The organism is Streptomyces sp. Ncost-T10-10d (assembly GCF_900091955.1).
GTDB lineage: Bacteria > Actinomycetota > Actinomycetes > Streptomycetales > Streptomycetaceae > Streptomyces.
Genome location: NZ_FMDF01000066.1, coordinates 1 through 18,094, shown reverse-complemented (window position 1 = coordinate 18,094; position 18,094 = coordinate 1). Strand labels below are relative to the sequence as shown.

The window sequence follows — 18,094 nt, the reverse complement described above, 5'->3', positions numbered from 1 at the left end:
ACAGGCCCATACGGTCGGATTCATGGAGTGGAATTTTCCGACGGCCGAACAACTCACGGCTGCCTTGCGGGCCGGTGAAGTGACCTCGGCGGAACTGACCGACGAGGCGATCGCCCGTATTGAACGGGACGACGATGCGATCAACGCGATCTGTGTGCGGGACTTCGACCGTGCACGGGCCGCCGCGCGCGGTGCCGACCGGGCGCGTGCCCGCGGTGAGGACCGGCCGCTGCTGGGCATTCCGGTGACGGTCAAGGAGTCGTACGACATTGCGGGGCTGCCCACGACCTGGGGTATGCCGCCGCACCGGAACTTCGTGCCGGCCGAGGACGCGGTGCAGGTGTCGCGGCTCAGGGCCGCGGGCGCGGTGGTGCTCGGCAAGACCAATGTGCCCGTGGGGCTGCAGGACGTGCAGACCTTCAACGAGATCTACGGCACCACCAACAACCCGTGGGACCACCGTCGTACGTCGGGCGGATCCTCCGGCGGCTCGGCGGCGGCCCTGGCGTCCGGATTCGGCGCTCTGTCCATCGGCTCCGACCTCGCCGGTTCGTTGCGCACCCCCGCGCATTTCTGCGGCATTTACGCGCACAAGCCGACACTCGGGCTGGCGGCGAGCCGCGGCATGGTCCCGCCGCCCGGGCCGGCCTTGCCGGCCGAGCACGACCTCGCCGTCGTCGGTCCGATGGCGCGCACCGCTCGCGACCTCACGCTCCTGCTCGACGTCATGGCCGGACCGGACCCGCTGACGCTCAGTGTGGGGTACCACCTGACGCTGCCGCCCGCGCGCCACGAACGGCTCCGCGACTTCCGGGTCCTGGTCCTCGACGAGCATCCGCTCATTCCGACTGGATCCGCTGTGCGGGCGGGCGTGGGCCGGGTGGCCGACGCGCTTGTCGACGGCGGTGCCCGCGTCGAGCGGGACAGTCCGCTGCTGCCCGATCTGACCGAAGCCGCGGTGCTCTACACGCAGTTCCTGTTCTCGGGCTCCGTTGCACGTTTTCCCGTCGAAGCGTACGAGCAGCTGCAGGCCCGCGCCGCCGGACTGAGCGCAGACGACCAGAGTCTCGATGCGGCGCGGCTGCGCGGCATGGTGTTCAGCCACCGCGACTGGATCGAGGCGAACAGCTTCCGCGAGCTCCACCGCCATGGATGGCGGCAGTTCTTCGCCGAGTTCGACGCCGTGGTGTGTCCCATCACGCCCACTCCCGCGTTCCCGCACGACCACAACCCCGACCTGATGAAACGTCGGATCGACATCGACGGCGTCGAGTATCCGTACTTCGACCAGCTCGTCTGGGCCGGTCTGGCCACTATGCCCGGTCTACCCGCCACCGCTGTACCAGCGGGCCGGTCGCCCGAGGGTCTGCCGGTGGGAGTGCAGCTCATCGGTCCGATGTTCGAGGACCGCACCCCGCTGCGGCTGGCCGAATTGCTTGAGCAGAAGATCGGCGGCTTCCAGGCACCGAAGTAGGGCGTACCGCATCGCTGTGGTCGTAGCAGCGGTGCGTGGACCGGCGTCGCCGACTTTCAACAAGCCCGTGACGCAGGCCTCCCCGTACGTCATCCTGATGCGGCAACGATACGGACGACGCACTGAGCACGGGGGTGCAGCACCACGATGGTTCCGGGAACGGTGCAACAGTTGACCATCCTGCTGATCCTCGTGCTGCCCGGCGTCTTCTACCAGGCCGTACGGGAGCGGCTGCGCGGTCCCCTTGCCACCGAGCAAGAGCCGCAGAACCGCCTCGTGCGCGCCATCGCAGCCGGGGCCCTGCTCGACGCCCTCTACGCGGTGGTTGCGGGGCCGTGGCTTGTGCGGCTGCTGGCCGGGGGTGGAAACGGGCCCGTCGCCGGGGTGCTGCGGCAGCCTCGCCAGGCGGGAGTCGCCGCGCTGCTCCTGATCGTCGCCGTGCCGTCCGCGCTGGCCGGGGCGGAGGCGGTGTGGCGGAGGCGGCATGCACGGGCGCAGTACGAGCCGACGCCGACCGCCTGGGATGCCCTCTTCCGCGACCGCGGGTCCTGCTTTGTGCGAATACGCCTCAAAAGTGGTCTGTGGGTGGGTGGTTGGCTCGGTTCGCGGTCGGCCGTGTCGGCGTATCCGCAGCAAGGGGACCTCTATCTGCAGGCTCAGTACAGTGTGGGGTCCGACGGCAGGTTCCTCGGAAAGGTGCCCGGTACCGCGGGCGTGTACGTGCGGGCGAGCGACATAGAAGTGCTGGAGGTGCTGCTGCCGCCGTCCGTGGCAGCAGCGGATGGAGTGAGCAATGGCGAAGGATCAAGAGGTGGGCACTGATGCCGACTTGGCGGCTCTGGTAGAGGAGTTCGCCATCCGCAAAACCTATCGGCCCACCGATGACATGGCCGAGCCGGATGAGGTTCCGCAGGGACCTTCGGGCACGGTGATGGGAGATACGGCGCCGCCCGTCCATGGGGCCGCGGAGCTGGAGGCGTCTTGAGCGCACGCTGGGGCGGGCCGGTGCGGACCTGCCTCACGGGCCCGTATGGATGTGTGCCGCCCACAGGTGCGGCGCCTGCGCGTAGCGGTTGCGCAGGGACCTGACCGGGCGGTGCAGGGCCGTGGCCGGATCGATGGGGCGGCCCCGGGCGATGTCCTCGGCGAGCGCGGCGTAGAACTCCTCGGTGAGGCGGGTCGCCAGTTTGTCGGCGATGGGCCACAGGGTGCCGATGACATGCGGGTATCCGGCCAGTTGGAAGGACGAGGCCAGCTGGACCACCTCGTCGGACAGCGTGACGCCGCCTTGGGACGCGGAGCAGGCGGACAGCACGGCGAGTTCCGGGCTCCTGGGGCGCTGGGCTGCGATGTCGGACACGGTGAGTCGTCCGTCGTGCAGGATCAGACCGCTCTGTGACGGGCTGAGCAGCTCGCTGACGCCGTGGCAGCTGAAGTGGACCCAGGGGTGGGCCTCCAGCGCCCGGCTGACCGCTTCCACCGTGGCGTCGGGCCCGGTCAGCAGCCGTGCCGTGGGGAATAGCTCCGTGAGCAGCGCCGCCTCCTGCGAGACGCCGGGCAGTGGCGCGGCATCTGGCGTCTCGGCGAGGGCGACGACCAGCGGGGAGGGGTGCGCGGGGGCGCCGGGAGTGAGGCCGCCGCGGGCCCGGACCAGGGCGCGCAGGGTTGGGGTGTACGAGGAGACGGCACGGTCGAGGACCCAGGTGCCGGAGTCCGGCGCGCCGCGGCCGGCCGCGTGCAGCGGCAGGAAGGACAGCCAGCCGGTGGGGCACCACCACAGTCGGGGCCAGGGGGCACCGTCGCACGGTTCGGCGTTCAGGCCGAGGCGGTCGAGGACCGGTGCGGCCACGGTGTCCCAGAGCCAGCTCAGCGTTCCGGAGTGCTTATGCATCATGGCGACGGCATTGTCGACGCCGTTCTCGCCATACGCCGTGTCCGTCCCGTCGATGAACTCCGCCGCCCGCGACATGACGGCCTCCAGGGTGAGGTCTGGCAGGGGGACCACATCGATCCCGGCGTCGGCGGTCACAACGAGGGCATCGCAACGGTAGATGCTGACGTTGACGACTACGACCGGGCCTTCGGCCGCGGAAGCGACCAGCTCCGGTATGGAGGGCGGGCGCAGGAAGCCTTCAAGACCCGGCAACTGTCTTATTGCTTCGAGGAGTTGGTCCCAGTGTCGAGCCAGGGCAAGCCGGGCCTCGGCGATCAGGCCCGCCTCGTGGGCTCCGTGGGGCGGCACTGCCGGACCCCCGACTCCGGTGCGGAGCGCCGGGGAGAGCTGGGGCGGCTCGCTCAACTGGTCACGTATCCGCTCGAATTCGGCTGCAAGGTCAGGGGCGAGGTCACGCAGCCGCGATACATCGGCCCGGTGCTCCAGGCCCTGGGCGAGCAGCACTCCTCTCCCCTGTTCGAGCAGGGCGAGGGCGCGGCCCGCCGCCCCCTCGTTGAGCGCCAGCGCGGCGGCGTCACTCGCCAGGCCCTCACTGCCGCGCAGCCGCGCTTCCTGATCGGCGCGGGCAAGGCTGCGCGGGGCGAGGCTGGGCAATAGGCCGACGGCGTACGCGTACCCTTCCAGGGCATCATCGCTGCGCCCCGCCTTCACAGAGGCCAACCCCCAAACACGGGCGGCCTGGAGCCGGCCTGCGCCATGGGCGACCGGATTGCGTGCGTAACTGCGGGCGATTCGGGCCACCTCCACCAGGTCGACCTGTTCCCCCAGCACCGCGCGGTCCAACTGCACCCCGGCCAGGAGCAACTGGGAATAGCCATGACCCGAATGGCCTTCGGGCATGCCCGCGAGAGATTCCCGGGCGGCAGTGACCGCCCGTTGCAGCGCCTGCCGGGCCGTGGTCCCTGCGGGCTCCTCCGCCAGGCGGGCGACGGCGGCACAGGCCATCGTCAGGTGCTGTAGGGCGAAGGAACGCAAAGGGTGATGCTTCCCGAACCCGGCCACCACCTCTTCGAGGACCCGCCGGGCCTCGTCGGCGACGCGCGGGTCCTTGTCCGACCGGGCCCGGCCGGTCAGCAGGACACCCAGGTTGACGGCGGCCATCTCGGCGCCCGTGCGGTCACCGCGCTCCACGGCCATCGCTTCGCGCAGGAGCACGACCGCCTCGTCGGCGGCGGACGTGTCGCCGACGGTCTCGTACCGATAGCGCAGTGCTTCGGCGAGGTTGTTCAGGTGCAGGGAACGCTCCATGGACGTCGGCGGGCTGTCCTTCACCGCGCGGCGCAGCACCGTCACGGCCTCGGCCAGCCAGACACGGTTGCCGGTGGTCCGGCTACGGTCCATGAGGGCGCCGCCCAGGTTCGTGAGCGCCATGCCGAGACGCACCTTGGGCGTGTGGGTCACGGCCTCGCGCAGCGTGCCGATGGCGGAGTCCAAGAGGATGTCGTCGCCACTGTCGACGGCCCGGCTCCACTGGACGAAGCCCAGGCCGGTGAGGATGGAGCCCCGCACGTCGGACGTTGCGGGCTGCGCGGCGGCCAGGGCGGCGCGGAAGTGCCGCATGGCCTCGTCGCTCTGCCGTACGTCACGGGTGTGGCGGTAGAGAGCCCCCAGGCTGTTCGCGAGGCCCAGCAGAGCCACAGGCGCTGGTGATCCCGCCGTCATGGCGACCGCCTCCCGATGGCATCGGACGGACTCCTCCAGCGGGGCGGGGTCGCCGGTGAGACGGGCGAGGTTGCGCAGGGCGTCCCCGAGAGCTGTGCGGCAATCGGCCCCGCCGTACGTGGCCTCGTCGGAGGCGGCCACGGCTGCGCGCAACACCCCGACGCCCTCCTCCAACGCCTCGGAGTCCGAGCAGAACTCGGCGAGAGCCAGCAGGGCTTCACCGAGGCCCATGAGCTGGTGCACGTGGAAGAAGTCCCCCGCCGATGACATGGCGACGGCCTCTCGGTGGGTGGCCACCACCTCGGCGAAGAGTTCGGCACGGCCGGTGCGCACGGCGATTCGCATCAGGCCGGTGCCGATGTTCGACCGGTACACGGCGCTTTCGGCGCGGGAGAGCGGAGCATGCTTCACCTCCTCGCGCAGGAGGCGCACCGCTTTCTCGTACAGGTCGACGCCGCTCGTCGCATCGCCTCGTTCCATGAGGGCATGGGCGTACTCCGCATGGCAGTCCCAGTACACCGGGTCACTGGCCGTGAGCAGGTTGAGTGCCCGAAGCATCTCATCGGCACCCTGCTGCCAGGCGTCGTCGTCCGCACCGGCGCGGTGGGTCAGCGCCGCCCCGAGCCCGAAGCGCGTGGTGGCCTCGAAGCCGCTGCTGGGGGGCGGCAGAGCCAGACACTTGCGGAAGCAGTCGATGGCCTCGTCGACGCCGTCGGCGTCGCCCGAGACCTGCAGGCAGCGCCCGAGCGCCAACAGGACCCGGGCGCGCTCGGCGGAGCGGGCCGGAACCTCCTCGGCAAGGGCTCGAAGCAGCGCGAGCGGGTCGTGGAGTTCCGCGGGATCCCTGGGTTCCCCGGTGGCCACTACGTGCCGGACGGCACGCTTCCACAGCAAATCGGCGAATTTGGTGGCGTGGAGCACCCGTCGGACCAGGTCGTCGGCCGGTATGCACTCCGTGCCCCGGCGGGCGTGGACCACGGCTTCGTCCAGGTCGTCCATGCTGCCCGTCGCCGAGTGCCGCGCGTCAAGCACCTGGGAGAGGACCAAGTGTGCCTGGGCGAGCACCGGATGTCCGGGCGGTGCGCCGTCGAGGGCGTCGCGGGCGGCCTGGTACGCGTCGTCCAGGGCACCAGGGTGGTCGGTGTGCGCAGCGCGCCCGATCAGCAGCAGGCCGAGGTTGGTGAGGTACACGGTGCGCTCGACGGGGTTGGGGGCCGTGTCTGCGGCCCTGCGGCACGCGGCGATGCCCTCCTCGTACAGCTCGGCGCCGGGACCGCTCTCCATGGTCCCCAGGATGAGGGAGACGCCCAGGTCGGACAGGAACGAGGCTCGGTTGGGCAGAACGACGTCCGGCTCCGAAAGGGCCTCACGCAGCAGTGCGACGCCCTCGGAGAGCAGCGCGGGATCGTCCAGGTCGTTGGCGGCGCTGCACAGCGCGGAACCGAGGGTGGCGCTGTGCTGCGCGCGATTCGGGTTGTTCCATGTGCTGAGCTCCACCGCCTTCCGCAGTTCGGCGACCGCCTCCCGCATTGCTTCCTTGTCCGCGTTCGCATCTGACCAGTTCCGGAGCGTGTGCCCCAAGTTGCCATGCCTGCGGGCCTGTTCGTCCCGTACGCCGGGGGCGCAGACCACGGCGGCGCGGCCGACGTCGACAGCTTCGGAGAGCACGTGGTGTCCCGCGCCGTCCTGGAATCCGTGGAGGAGGACGAGTCCGAGGTCCGACAGGCAGATGCCTTGCTCGATGCTGCCCTCACCGAAACCGGCGACGGCGCGCCGCAGCAGGGCCTCGGCGATGCGCAGGGCACCGGGGTGGCGGCTCTGCTGGAACACCAGCATCACCCCGACGCCCCCGTCGTACGCGAATCCGGGCTCCGTCGCGGCGCCGTCGGGTTCGCCGGACGACGTGGCGAACAGCGGACGCAGCCCGCGCGGCACCTGCCCAGGGTCCTGCTCGTAAATCCCGGCGAACCAGAGCACCGCGGCACCGAGCGCCCCCCGATCGGCCTCGCCCCCTGCGAGATAGCGGCACCAGTCGACGTAACCGAGAGCCAGGGCCCCGAGGCCCCACACGGTCCCGTCGGACAGGACGATGCCACCGCGTACCTCGTCGGCCGCCTCCATGGCCTCCGCCCCGAGGAACCATTCCGAGGCGCCTGGCTCGGCTTCCGCACATTCGGCCTGCTGGAGGATGCGGCGCGCGGCGTTTTCGGGCCTCACGCGGAGATCCGGCCGCAGACGACCACGGGGTCCCGTGCATCGGCTGGGAAGCCGATGGGGACATCTGATGCGAGTCGGGCGGCGACAGCGCGGTTCCGGCGCACGCCCATGCTCGCCCACCCGCCCCGCACCACAGCGGTCGGCATCCTGTCCACGTCACGCCGCATGGCGTTCACCGTCTGCATCATCACTCCCCCGTCGGCCGGCACTGTCCTCTCCGCACCTCCACACGCGCTCCCCCTGTGGAATGAACGTCGGCAACAGGATCAACTTAACGATTACATCGACAACTTGAGTGATTTCTTCGACAAGCTCGTCGGCCACGACACTGCGTCCGCTCGGGCTGGGCACTCCATATGGGCGACATTGCCCCGGATGGCGACTTCATCACCGACAACTCCCGACATACACGCCACCGCACCGTTTCTCAAGACTGAGTTGTGCCGGTTACGGACCAGGCGTTTCCCGCCGCGCACCACACGCAGCCCGCAGGTCGGGTCGGTCAGATCGGCATCCCGGATGCGGATGTCGACGCCGGGGTGGCTTCGGCGGAAGACGGCCGCCAGCCTGGTGATGCCGGGGTCTGTGCCGTCGCCCACGATGCCGATGGTGACGGTCGCGGCGCCGGCCGCCGCGGTCACGCGGATGCGGACGCGGTCGGCCTGGTCGAACAGGGCCCGCGCTTCGTCGAGCAGCACTGCCCCCACCGGGGTGAGCATGACGCCGGCAGGCGAGCGCGCGAACAGCAGGGCACCGATCTCTGTCTCCAGCTGCTTGATCGCCCGGCTCAGCGGCGGCTGGCTCATGTGCAGCCGGGCTGCGGCCCGGCCGAAGTGGAGTTCCTCGGCGACCGTCACGAAGTAGCGCAGGGTACGTAGCTCCACGCTGCAACGATACCCGCAAGGTATCGGCGTGGCAGAAAGTGTCTTGGACACTCGCAGGGCTTTGGCGGTGCACTCGAAACATGAACGACGAAGCGAAGACCAGTGAACCGCAGGACGGCCCCGCCGTATCGGTGGTAGGCCCCGACGACGGCGAGACGATCGTCCTGGGCACCACGCGCATGCGCGTCCTCGAAGACGGCAGCCACACCGGGCATCGTCTGGGGATCGCCGAGTCCGTCCTCGCCCCGCACACCCCCGGACCGCCGCAGCACCGCCACGCCCAGCACGACGAGGGTTTCTACATCATCTCCGGCACGGTGCGGTTCACCGTCGGGGACAAGGACCACGACGCGACCGCGGGCACGTTCGTGATGGTCCCGCCCGGCGCCCCGCACACCTTTGCCAACCTCACCGACCGACCCGCCGTCATGCTCAGCACGTTCACCCCCGACCTGTATGTGCAGTACTTCCGAGACCTCCAGAGCCTGACTGCGGACGGCAGGCCGCTGACACCCCAGGTCGGCATCCACACGATGGCCCGCTACGCCACCGAGCCCGCTACCGGACTCGCCTGAAGCCGACGGGACGACACCGCCCGGCTGCCCGCCACCGGACCGGCGCAGCCAAGGCGCTCCCGCCTCTCGGCGTCCGGGTCGCTCATACACGCTCATGTGCCGGCTCCGGACGCTCCCCGGAGCCGGCGGGTCACCCACAAGCGGTGACGATGAAGGGAAATCATGACCATCGCCTACTGGATCATTGCCGGACCGCTGGCCTCCTTCTACCTCTACGCGGGCGTGGTCAAGGTGATCCGCAGTCGCGATCTGCTCCGCCCGATGATGGCTTGGGTGGACCGCATACCGCTGCCCGCCGTCAGGGCGCTGGGAACGATCGAAGTTCTGGGCGCCGTCGGGCTGCTACTGCCGCCAGCGACCGGCATCGCGCCTTGGCTGGCCCCGGCCGCGGCCATCGGGTTCGTGCTCCTGCAGATCGGTGCGATCACCGTGCACCTGACCGCCGAAGACCGCCGGGTCATGCTCAACGTCGGCCTGATCGCCACTGCGGCTGCGACCACCTGGCCGGCCACCGGTTGGCTGTGATCGAGCAGAACTCCCGGCCGGTGGATGCGCCTGCGGGCCGGCGACGGCCAGGTCCATCCAGTGCTGGGTGACGACCCTGCCGGGCCGGACGTACAGGAACACGATGTCGTCGGTGCGGTGCAGCACGGTCCGGTGCCCGTCGTTCTCCAGACTTCGGTATGTCTCATGAGACACGAAGTGACCTGCTGGTGGGTGGCGTTGGGCAGTGCGCCGGCGCCGGTCCGGGTTACGCGAAGCGTTCGTGGTCGGCCAGCACCGTGTCGATCACATCGAGATGGATGGCGACTCGCCCGTCTCTGGGATCGGAGCACTGGGTCAACGTCAGCAGGAACTTCCACAGCGCCCAGCCCCTGGCTCTGGCCCAGGTGCCGTCGTCCTGGCCGACTGTGTGCCGGAATGCCTCGCGGCTTTCCTCGCGGAGCATCGTCCAGGCGATCACGAGATCGCAGGCGGGGGCGCCGGTGCCCGAGGTGCCGAAGTCGATGACGGCCGACAGTATTGGTGCTAGGTCGTGTATCGGAAGTGGATCTCGAACGGTGCGGCGAAGGTTCAAATCGCGGTGGGAGATCCAAAGCAGTGCAGTCATTGACGGCGACCAGGACCGGATCGACGCAGCCAAGCCGCAGTAGCACAGCAGAAGCAGCAGTGGCCCGTGGTGCCGGTCGGCACCGCGGGCCTACGTGCGTACGCCGATCATCAGTCCCAGATCAGCCTGCCGCGCTGAACACGTCCAGTTGCGCCCTGCGCCCCCGCAGAAATCTGCTCCATGAGGACGACCGTCTCGCTGAACAGAACAGTCAGTGACTCGTGAACTCCGAAGGATGGCGCATCCCCATCGTCGAATGAACCGATCTGACCACTACGCACATCCAGGAACTTGCCGTAACAAGCATCATCGTCCGAGATGATCGGAATCCACTGCTCATGCCAGAAGGGAAACTCCGGATCGTCGGACGGGTCGTCGCGCTCGATCTCCATCTTGAAGTGGTACGTCCGCTCCATGGCCGCGAGTCCCAGCAAATCGTGGTTGCCGGGCACGACCCCCTCCGTGACCCCCTCCGGGCTCGGCCCCGGATGCCTGAAGCCACGTCCGAAGCTCGACCGGGAAAACGACGCACATGCGCTCCTCAGCCGCAGCGATCGCTGCCGGCGGAGCAGGAGCAAGGATCGACGACGCAGTCGTCAGTGCATTCGTCTCCAGCCAGTCCACCAATCGCTGCCACGCCAACTGCACGTCCCCCATGGTCATTCCTTTCTCTGAACGTCTACCTCACGGCGCACCCTACGGCCCGGCAGCGAAGCGCCCCAGAAGCGCAACGTCGTGCGCGAGGACGGCTTCGGCTGTGTGTTCTGCGGCATGAAACCTGGATCCCATCGCGTGACAGCCGAGGGTCACAGCCACTCGTTGACGGCCGCGATGAGGACGGTCGCCTCGTAGCGGACCGCGAGCTTGTCGTACCTCGTGGCCACAGCTCGGTGTCTCTTGAGGCGGTTGATTCCGCACTCGACAGCGTGGCGCTCGCGATAGTCGACCGGGGCGAAATGCGGCGGCCAGCCGCCGCGGGAGCCGAGCTCTCGGCGGTTGCGCGCCTGGTCGGCCTTGTTCGGAATGGTGCAACGGATCCCGCGGCGGCGCAGGTAGGCGCGGTTTCTACGGGAGGCGTACGCCTAATGGGAAGCGAACGTCGGCGGTAGCTGCCGTTCTGGGGCGCGAGCCGAGCCTTTGCGTATGCCCGAGCCTGAGAGCCCTGTTGACAAGACGAGGCTGGCTCGCGCCCAGCAGTCTGGGCATGAGTGTGGAACGGCACGGTCGGCCTGGCCCCGCTCGGACACGACCTGCCCGCAGAGCTGGCCGTGGTACCGCTGATCGACATGACGCCGAGCCGAGTGGTCGCGGTGTGGAACGAAGGTGACACCAACCCGTTGATCCGGTCCTTCGTCGAGATCGCGACAGCCGCGTACCGCCACTGAGCACCGGCAACCGGCGCTGCCGCATCCCGTGAACCATTCGTGGAGGCCTGGCTCCGCAACCGCAAGGTCCGCAGGGCTGATCAGCTCGCCGAGACAGCTGTGCAGGCCGCCGACCGGCAGCACACCAGCCTGCCCGGGGAGAAGCTGACCGCTCAGATGGTCCACACGCTGGCGAAGGAAGTGATGGCCCTGCAACCAGCAGGTCGCGGAGCTCGACAAGCTCATAGAGGTCCGGTTTCGCGATCACCACGCCTTTGAAGTGCTCACCAGCCTGTCCGGAGTGGGCACGGAGACGCACCGAACCAGAAGCCGACCCGTGGGCTGACAACCAGCTCGGCACGTGATCACCGGTGAAGGCAATCCGGAGCTGAGCATCGGAGTCGGCGAGCGGTGCCGACTCGGGTGCTCAGTCACAAGTGCTGTGACTGAGCACCCGAGTTGGCCGGGCTGAGCACCGCAGTTGGCCACTGGACGGCCGCCCTGGGTGCAACTGCACGCCTACCGGAAGCCGAGGTGCGGATCGGTGCCGACCAGCTCACTGCTGGCCGCCCAGAGGCGAGCGGCGGCGGCCGGTTCGGTCATATGAGAGGGGACGGGCTCACGCCGTGGTGCGCCACGCAGCCCGAAGACCCTCGGCCCCCAGAGCTGCCCTCCCTGCACCTCCGAGTCGAGGACGGCACGGACAATGGGCCATGCCCCGGCGTCCTTGCCCTGCACCAAGAGTCCGGCGGGCGAAGCGCGCAACCGTTCGCCGGAGGATGTCACGCATACCGGCGGGCGGGACGGGGTGAGGGAGTCCAGTGCGCCGCCGGGGTGGGCCACCACGCTGAGCACCGTGCTGCCAACTGCGCGCAGGCGGCAATCGAGTTCGAAGCCGAAGCACATCTGCGCCAGCTTCGATCGGCCGTAGGTGCGCTTGGGCCGATAGTCATGGGTCGACTGCAGATCGCCCAGATCCAGTCGCTCGGACCGTGCCGCGAAGCTTCCCACCGTCACGATGCGGCCTGCCGGCGCCGCGGACAGCAGTGGGGCCAGCCACTGGGTGAGCACGAAGTGGCCGAGGTGGTTGGTGCCGAACATCAGCTCGTGGCCGCCCTCGGTCTCTCGACGCGGCGGGTCGTCGAGCGCGACCCCTGCGTTGTAGACCGCCGCGTCGAGATGCTCGATGTCCAGCCTGTCCACGGCGGTCTTCAGGGATGACAGGTCGGCAAGGTCCAGTTGAAGGTGCCGCACGTGCGCGCCGGAGACGCGCGAGCGGATCGAGGCCATGGCGGCGTCGGCCTTCGCGCGGTCCCGGCTGCCGAGTATGACGACGGCACCGGTGGCGGCGAGCTGCTCCGCGACAAAGTAGCCGATCCCGGCGTTACCTCCGGTGACCAGGAAGATCCTGCCCTCGGCAGACGGCAGCCGGTGAACGTTCCACGATCGGCCCTGGGATGCGGAAAACACGATGACAGGCTCCTTGCGCTCGGGGCAGCGTGCTCATGGGGAGCACCAACCCGCCCAAGGTCGCAGCCTCCACCGACACACCGCCGACAACTCACGTTCACCGCCGACAGGCATCCGATAGCCCTCCGGAGAACTACAGCGAGCAAGGAGGTCGCTACGTCATGACCGGCGCAGAACTGAGCGCGAGCGCGGCCAGGCGAAGCACTCAGTGGCCGAATCGGGTGCTCAGTCACAGCCCGTCGACGCGTGCATGAACTCCGCTCCCCTGCGGATTGACTTCATCGACGACTCACGACAGCAGCCGTCGACGACTTCAGGAGGCACTCGCCGCACGAGGATGTCGATATCGACGAGAACGGGAGGCGGTACGCCGCTGCGGCCCGTACGTCGGCATCGATGCCGAGCCGCCGACGGCCTGGCCCCGTAGCCAGCGCTTTTGTCTTCAGCGTCCCGAGGACCGGTGGTGCCGCAAACGGCGAAGCGCCTTTCCGGCAGTGGGCGGTGCTGTCCGCCGTCGTGCACAACAGCTCTGCGTCGGCCGTCAGACCCTACTGCCTCGCCAGCACCCGACGGCGGCGGCCGCCGCGAAGCTGGCGGGACTTCGCCAGGGCCCAGGCCGCTGCTCCTTCCAGCTTCCCGACCTGCCCGGTGGCCTGCGGCCCCTGCGCGACAAGGACACCGCCGACGACGAATCAGTGGCGGGTGGCGGGCACCGGTCAGTGCGGGCTATGGCAGTTCGGGTCGGTACAGCCGTGGTGGCCGGCGCCGGCGTGCGGTCCGGCCCAGGTCGCGCCGGCGAAGGCCACCGTAGCCGTGGCCGCCCTGCTGCGGGCCGCTGGTTGCGAGCCGAAGCGTCCGCCGTGTCAGGGCACGGTGATTACGATCTTGCCGCGCGCGTGGCCGGTGGCGCTGACGTCATGAGCTGTGGCGGCCTCCTTCAGCGGGAACACGGCGTGCAGCGGGACGGTGAGGCGGCCGTGGTCGGCGAGGTCGGCCGCCAGCGGTAGTCCTGCCCAGCCCGGCGACTCTCCAGCTTCGGAGCGGGAGAACCGCACTCCGTGCCGGCCGGCGTCGAAGTCCGCGATGGTCACCACGCGGTGCGGGTCGCCGGCGATGGCCACCAGTTCGGCAAGAGAGCCCTTGCCAGCCGCGTCCAGAACCACATCGACACCGAGCGGAGCCAGTGGGGCAAGGCGATCGGCCAGCCCCGCCCCGTAGGTGACCGGTACGACGCCGAGCTGGTCGAGGAAGCCGTGGTTGCCTTCGCTCGCGGTGCCGATCACGGTGAGGCCGCGGGCCTGGGCGAGTTGCGCGGCGATGGTGCCGACGCCTCCGGCAGCACCATCGATCAACAAGGTCATGCCTTCGGCGGCTTCCAGTGCGTCCAGTACACGTGTGGCTGTGTCGATATTGCCCGCGGCGCCACCCGCTTCCTCGAAAGACCATGACTGGGGCTTGGACGCCCACGCCTCCAGCACGGCGTACTGGGCCGCGGCGCCTCCCTGATCCACGAAGGGGACGAGGCCGAAGACCGCATCTCCCACGGCGGTGCCGGTCACCCCCTCTCCCACCTCGTCGACGATTCCCGCGGCATCCATGCCGGGTATATGGGGGAAGTCCACGGTGGCGATGTCCCGCAGCATCCCTGAACGCAGGTACCAGTCAGCAGGGGTGACGCCGGTGGCACGCACTGCGATGCGGACCTGACCTGGCCCGGCGTGCGGCTCTTCGACCTCCTCGACGCAAAGGACCTCGGAACCGCCATAGCGGTGGTACTGCACAGCAAACACGGACAACCTCCGTACACATGGCATGTCGTTCAGCAGGGGAACTCGCAGCCGCTCACCTCTGCGGCAGAGAGCTGACCGCGGGGCACCGCGGCACCAGGTCACGCTAACCCGCTAAACGGTCGGCCTCCTCCGTTTGTGATTAAGTGGGAGACATGGCTGCCCAACTGTCTCGGAACCCGCCGCCCTCCGCCTCCGGCTCCCCCGCCCCGGGGCAGAGAGCCGACGCCCGGCACAACCGCGCCCGGCTCCTCCAGGCCGCCCGCGAGGCGTACGCCCTCAACGGCACCGACGTATCCTCCAGCGCAATCGCCCGCAGAGCGGGCGTGGGTGCCGCCACCCTCTACCGGCACTTCCCGACACGCGGCTCGCTGATCGCCGCTGCGTTCTCCGAACAACTCAGCCAGTGCGTCGCAGCCCTCGACGAGGCCCTTCAGGACGACGATCCCTGGCACGGACTTCGCAACGTCCTCACCAAGGTGTGCACGATGCAGGCCCAGGACCGCGGGTTCAGCGCCGCGTTCCTCTCCCAATTTCCCGACGCGCCCGACGTCCATCGTGAGCGTGCCCGCGCCGAGGCATGCCTCGCCCAGCTGGTACAGCGTGCGAAGGACACCGGACAGCTGCGCAAGGACTTCGACCCCAGCGACGTCACCCTCCTGCTCCTGGCCAACAACGGCGTCGTGCAAGAGTCCCCGGCGGCCTCCATGGCCGCATCCCGCCGCCTGCTCGCCTACTTCCTCCAGTCCTGCCTGCCGACGGACGGCACACCCCTGCCCCAGCCCGCGCCACTCCGCCTTGACGACCTCTACAAGCCACCGCATCGAACGGGGTGACCGCCGGCATCCGCCCGGGGGCACGCGCCCCTGACGTGGATGTTCCTCAGACCCCACCACCGCACTGCCGTCATTTCTGCTCGACATTTCGGAGCCGTGATCGCCAACCGCCTCCGAAGACCGTCGACCAACGCTGTTCCTGGAAATCAACGAAACCAGGTGAGCGCTGTACCTCCTGGCCGCGGTCACGCTGCTGTAGTCGTGATCCTCGTGCGCCCATTTCTGGAGTGCGAGGTCGTACGCATGCAACGAGGACGCGTCGAGGACACCACGGAGGGGCGGGGTCTTCGGGCCGGGCCTTCGTAATGCTGTCCGGGACGCGAGAGATCTCGTCGTACCGGTGGATCGACTCAGCACCCCTGTACGGGACCACGGATAGTCTCCCGGGCCGCCGTACGCAGTGTTTCTGGGAGCCGCATGTGCTCGACACAACGGAATGAGGCCGCCAAACCTGTCCGGAACGAGATCGGCGGCCGCTGCTCAGGTGTTGAGGTCCAGTACGCGGACCGGATCGACCTCCCACCGCTTCGGGGCAGTGGTGGCGACGATCGCTCCGTCGGGGCGGTCGGGGGTGGGCTGCGCCGCGTACTGGCTGTGGGCCGCCGCCCAGGTCTCCTGCCGGGCAAGGGCCAGGGCGGCGGCCAGGTCCAGGTCCAGGACGGTGATGCCCGGCATTGCGGCCAGGCGCTCGGCCGTGCCGGGCCGGGCGCGGTCGGCTTCGACGAGTCGCCTCCCCGCTGCTGGCCAACGTCTATCTCTCCGTCCTGGACCGGCATTTCTCGCGGATCTGGGATACAGAGATGAGTCCCGGCTGGCAACGGCAAGCCCGGCGGCGCAAGGGGCTGCCGGACTTCCGTCTGGTGCGATGTGCCGACGACTTCGTCGTGCTGGTGCACGGCACCAAGTCCGAGGCCGAGACGCTCAAGGCGGAGATCGGTGAACTGTTGTCCCGCAGGCTGAAGATGACCCTAAGAACAGCGTCGCCATCGCCTCCAGCGAGTCCTTGGCTGGACCAAGACGTTCACGGACCCCCGCCTCTGCGCAGCGATCGTCGACCGCCTGACCTTCAACGGCACCATCATCGAGACCGGCACCGACTCCTACCGCCTCGCCACCACCCGGGCGCGCGCGGAAGAACCGGTCAAGGCCAGCTGACATTAATCGCCCGGCCACCGACCGCTCAGTTCGTCAAAGTGCCCTGGTGGAAGTACATGCGCCAGCCCAGTTCCGTCAGGCGCCACACGGGGCTCCGCCACGCTCGGCGCCCGCTGTGGTCGGCGAAGTACGTCAGATGAACGATGCCGGGAGCGAGTACGGCCCCCGACATATCGCGGACCTCGACCGGAGCGCCGGTCGGACGGGCGGATCAGCGCAGTCCGGCGAAGAGATCGTTCTCGGGTATGACCGCGCCGGTGGCGTCCTGGACACGTACGAAGGTCTCCATGCCCATCAACTCGCCGAACCTCTCCTTGCCCATCTTGAGGAAGAAGATGTTCTCGCCCTGACTGGCGTGCGCGGCCAACGCGTCGAACTTCTGACCGCTGAACGCGGTGGTGTCCACCCACGTAGTGATCTCATCATCGGGGAGGCCGATCTCGGCCATCGCGGCGGCCTCGGCAGGATCCGGCTCCGACGTGTCCTCATGAAACTCGCGCATGATCTCGCCGAACCGCTGCATCATCGAGCGGGGCATCGTGGTCCAGTACACCTTCGGTGCCGACGCGGTCATCTCCAGCGCCGCCATCGTGATGCGGTGGGCCTGGATGTGGTCGGGGTGGCCGTAGAAGCCGTTCTCGTCGTAGGTGACGACCACATCAGGTCGGTAGTGCCGCATGAGTTCCGCGAGTCGGGCCGCGCCTTCCTGCACGGAGGTCTGCCAGAAGGGCCCGGGGGCGTCGTTGCTCGGCCAGCCCGTCATCCCGGAGTCGGCATAGTCCAGCATCTCCAGATCGCTGACCTTCAGGACGTCACAGCTCGCCTCAAGTTCTTGACGGCGCATCAAGGCGACCGCCGCCGGATCGTGCCCGGGATCGCCCGGCTTGACACCCCCCGGTCCGTCACCGCAACCGCCGTCGGTACACGTCACGAGAACCGTGCGGATACCTTCCGCCGCGTACCGCGCGAGGACCCCTCCGGTTCCGGTGGCCTCGTCGTCGGGGTGGGCGTGTACTGCCATGAGCGTCAAGGGCCGGTCAGTCATGAAACAGTCCTCCTGCAGAAATAGGTCCTGGTCCGAGTGTGCGGCGGGCGTACCGCGATCTCGGGGCCCGGATCCTGGTGGGGCGGACGACCGTGTGGTCTCCGTGTCCCCCGCCCGTGCGGCGCCGGTCCCTCGGTCGATGCAACCGTACCGGCCGGACCGGCTGTTCCCGGCGCGGCCGCTTGGCCTTCCAAGCGCGGTCATTGGCGTCGGGCCGACGCCAATGACCGGCGTGTCTCTGCTCGGTGCAGTCGCTATGCAGAGAGCGCAGAGAATATGAAGCTGGATCTGAGACCCCACATTGTAGGAACTCGCGGCCCGTGACATATGACACCTCTGTGACCAGCGGGTTCTCAGGCTTTCTCACCCCATGTCATGCGCCCTCTGTCTCAGCTTCGTGTCATTTCCTCGAGCAGGCGGGGAAACAGCCGGCGGCTTCTCAGTCCTGGCCCGCGTCGTCCGTTGCGTGGGGAAGCAGGGGGAACATCCGGGTGATGAGGGCCACCGGTCGAGCGCGGTCGGGCCGGGCCAGGGGACGTTGCTCGCGGTCCTCGTAGGGA

Annotated in this window: 13 protein-coding genes and 6 pseudogenes; 9 read left to right on the top strand and 10 right to left on the bottom strand. The window is 68.9% G+C overall.

From position 1 onward, the window contains the following. The first annotated feature begins 22 nt into the window (after window positions 1-22). The 3 genes from GA0115254_RS09010 to GA0115254_RS09000 all read left to right on the top strand — a co-directional run bounded on the left by GA0115254_RS09010 (window position 23) and on the right by GA0115254_RS09000 (window position 2,459). Complete coding sequence (locus tag GA0115254_RS09010; protein ID WP_093894745.1) at window positions 23-1,474, top strand: amidase; 1,452 nt, start codon at window positions 23-25, stop codon at window positions 1,472-1,474. Between the two features lie 162 nt (window positions 1,475-1,636). Then, window positions 1,637-2,296, top strand: coding sequence for a DUF6338 family protein (locus GA0115254_RS09005; RefSeq protein ID WP_256102460.1), 660 nt, complete (start codon window positions 1,637-1,639; stop codon window positions 2,294-2,296). Next, the gene (locus tag GA0115254_RS09000; RefSeq protein ID WP_256102459.1) at window positions 2,286-2,459 is read left to right on the top strand and encodes a hypothetical protein; all 174 of its coding nucleotides are present in this window, start codon (window positions 2,286-2,288) and stop codon (window positions 2,457-2,459) included. Before GA0115254_RS09005 ends, GA0115254_RS09000 begins: the two co-directional genes overlap by 11 nt. Before the next feature lie 33 nt (window positions 2,460-2,492). Here the strand turns inward: GA0115254_RS09000 and GA0115254_RS08995 are convergent, their stop codons facing one another. Further along, window positions 2,493-7,307 carry a CHAT domain-containing protein gene (locus tag GA0115254_RS08995; RefSeq protein WP_256102458.1) on the bottom strand — a complete coding sequence of 1,605 codons (4,815 nt, stop codon included), beginning with the start codon at window positions 7,305-7,307 and terminating at the stop codon, window positions 2,493-2,495. A gap of 479 nt (window positions 7,308-7,786) precedes the next feature. Continuing rightward, window positions 7,787-8,191 (bottom strand): annotated as a pseudogene (locus GA0115254_RS47195) (LysR family transcriptional regulator); the annotation flags it as partial. A gap of 80 nt (window positions 8,192-8,271) precedes the next feature. Here GA0115254_RS47195 and GA0115254_RS08985 point away from each other — a divergent pair. Then, window positions 8,272-8,766, top strand: a complete 495-nt coding sequence (locus GA0115254_RS08985; protein WP_093894742.1) for a cupin domain-containing protein — start codon at window positions 8,272-8,274, stop codon at window positions 8,764-8,766. 162 nt (window positions 8,767-8,928) lie between these two features. Beyond that, window positions 8,929-9,291, top strand: coding sequence for a DoxX family protein (locus GA0115254_RS08980; protein ID WP_093894741.1), 363 nt, complete (start codon window positions 8,929-8,931; stop codon window positions 9,289-9,291). Between the two features lie 226 nt (window positions 9,292-9,517). On the opposite strand, the gene GA0115254_RS08975 is transcribed toward GA0115254_RS08980, so the two are convergent. The 3 genes and pseudogenes from GA0115254_RS08975 to GA0115254_RS08965 form a co-directional block, all read right to left on the bottom strand. Continuing rightward, window positions 9,518-9,877: a phosphotransferase gene (locus GA0115254_RS08975; RefSeq protein ID WP_093894740.1), complete on the bottom strand. Its 360-nt coding sequence runs from the start codon at window positions 9,875-9,877 to the stop codon at window positions 9,518-9,520. Window positions 9,878-9,987: 110 nt separating this feature from the next. After that, window positions 9,988-10,329: an SMI1/KNR4 family protein gene (locus tag GA0115254_RS08970; protein WP_093894739.1), complete on the bottom strand. Its 342-nt coding sequence runs from the start codon at window positions 10,327-10,329 to the stop codon at window positions 9,988-9,990. Window positions 10,330-10,683: 354 nt separating this feature from the next. Further along, a pseudogene (locus GA0115254_RS08965) lies at window positions 10,684-10,944 on the bottom strand (IS5/IS1182 family transposase); the annotation flags it as partial. A 141-nt stretch (window positions 10,945-11,085) separates the two neighbouring features. Here GA0115254_RS08965 and GA0115254_RS08960 point away from each other — a divergent pair. Both GA0115254_RS08960 and GA0115254_RS45750 read left to right on the top strand, forming a co-directional pair. Then, window positions 11,086-11,262, top strand: a pseudogene (locus tag GA0115254_RS08960) (LysR family transcriptional regulator); the annotation flags it as partial. Window positions 11,263-11,310: 48 nt separating this feature from the next. After that, a pseudogene (locus GA0115254_RS45750) lies at window positions 11,311-11,548 on the top strand (IS110 family transposase); the annotation flags it as partial. Window positions 11,549-11,760: 212 nt separating this feature from the next. Here the strand turns inward: GA0115254_RS45750 and GA0115254_RS08950 are convergent. Then, on the bottom strand, window positions 11,761-12,711 hold the full coding sequence (locus tag GA0115254_RS08950) for an SDR family NAD(P)-dependent oxidoreductase (protein ID WP_093894738.1): 951 nt from the start codon (window positions 12,709-12,711) through the stop codon (window positions 11,761-11,763). Between the two features lie 863 nt (window positions 12,712-13,574). Further along, window positions 13,575-14,501, bottom strand: coding sequence for an NADP-dependent oxidoreductase (locus tag GA0115254_RS08945; RefSeq protein ID WP_370740842.1), 927 nt, complete (start codon window positions 14,499-14,501; stop codon window positions 13,575-13,577). A 152-nt stretch (window positions 14,502-14,653) separates the two neighbouring features. Here GA0115254_RS08945 and GA0115254_RS08940 point away from each other — a divergent pair, with 152 nt between their 5' ends. Further along, window positions 14,654-15,334 carry a TetR/AcrR family transcriptional regulator gene (locus GA0115254_RS08940; RefSeq protein ID WP_093894736.1) on the top strand — a complete coding sequence of 227 codons (681 nt, stop codon included), beginning with the start codon at window positions 14,654-14,656 and terminating at the stop codon, window positions 15,332-15,334. A gap of 480 nt (window positions 15,335-15,814) precedes the next feature. Here GA0115254_RS08940 and GA0115254_RS47425 read toward each other — a convergent pair whose 3' ends face one another. Continuing rightward, window positions 15,815-16,201 (bottom strand): hypothetical protein, encoded by a 387-nt coding sequence (locus tag GA0115254_RS47425; RefSeq protein ID WP_370740843.1) that lies wholly within the window; start codon window positions 16,199-16,201, stop codon window positions 15,815-15,817. 91 nt (window positions 16,202-16,292) lie between these two features. Between GA0115254_RS47425 and GA0115254_RS45190 the strand changes: the two are divergent. Continuing rightward, window positions 16,293-16,489 (top strand): annotated as a pseudogene (locus tag GA0115254_RS45190) (ATP-binding protein); the annotation flags it as partial. A 211-nt stretch (window positions 16,490-16,700) separates the two neighbouring features. Here the strand turns inward: GA0115254_RS45190 and GA0115254_RS08920 are convergent. Both GA0115254_RS08920 and GA0115254_RS45740 read right to left on the bottom strand, forming a co-directional pair. Continuing rightward, a complete protein-coding gene (locus tag GA0115254_RS08920) occupies window positions 16,701-17,534 on the bottom strand; it encodes a PIG-L family deacetylase (protein WP_093894735.1) in 834 nt (277 codons plus the stop codon). Window positions 17,535-17,973: 439 nt separating this feature from the next. Continuing rightward, window positions 17,974-18,094: pseudogene (locus GA0115254_RS45740) on the bottom strand (ArsR family transcriptional regulator); the annotation flags it as partial.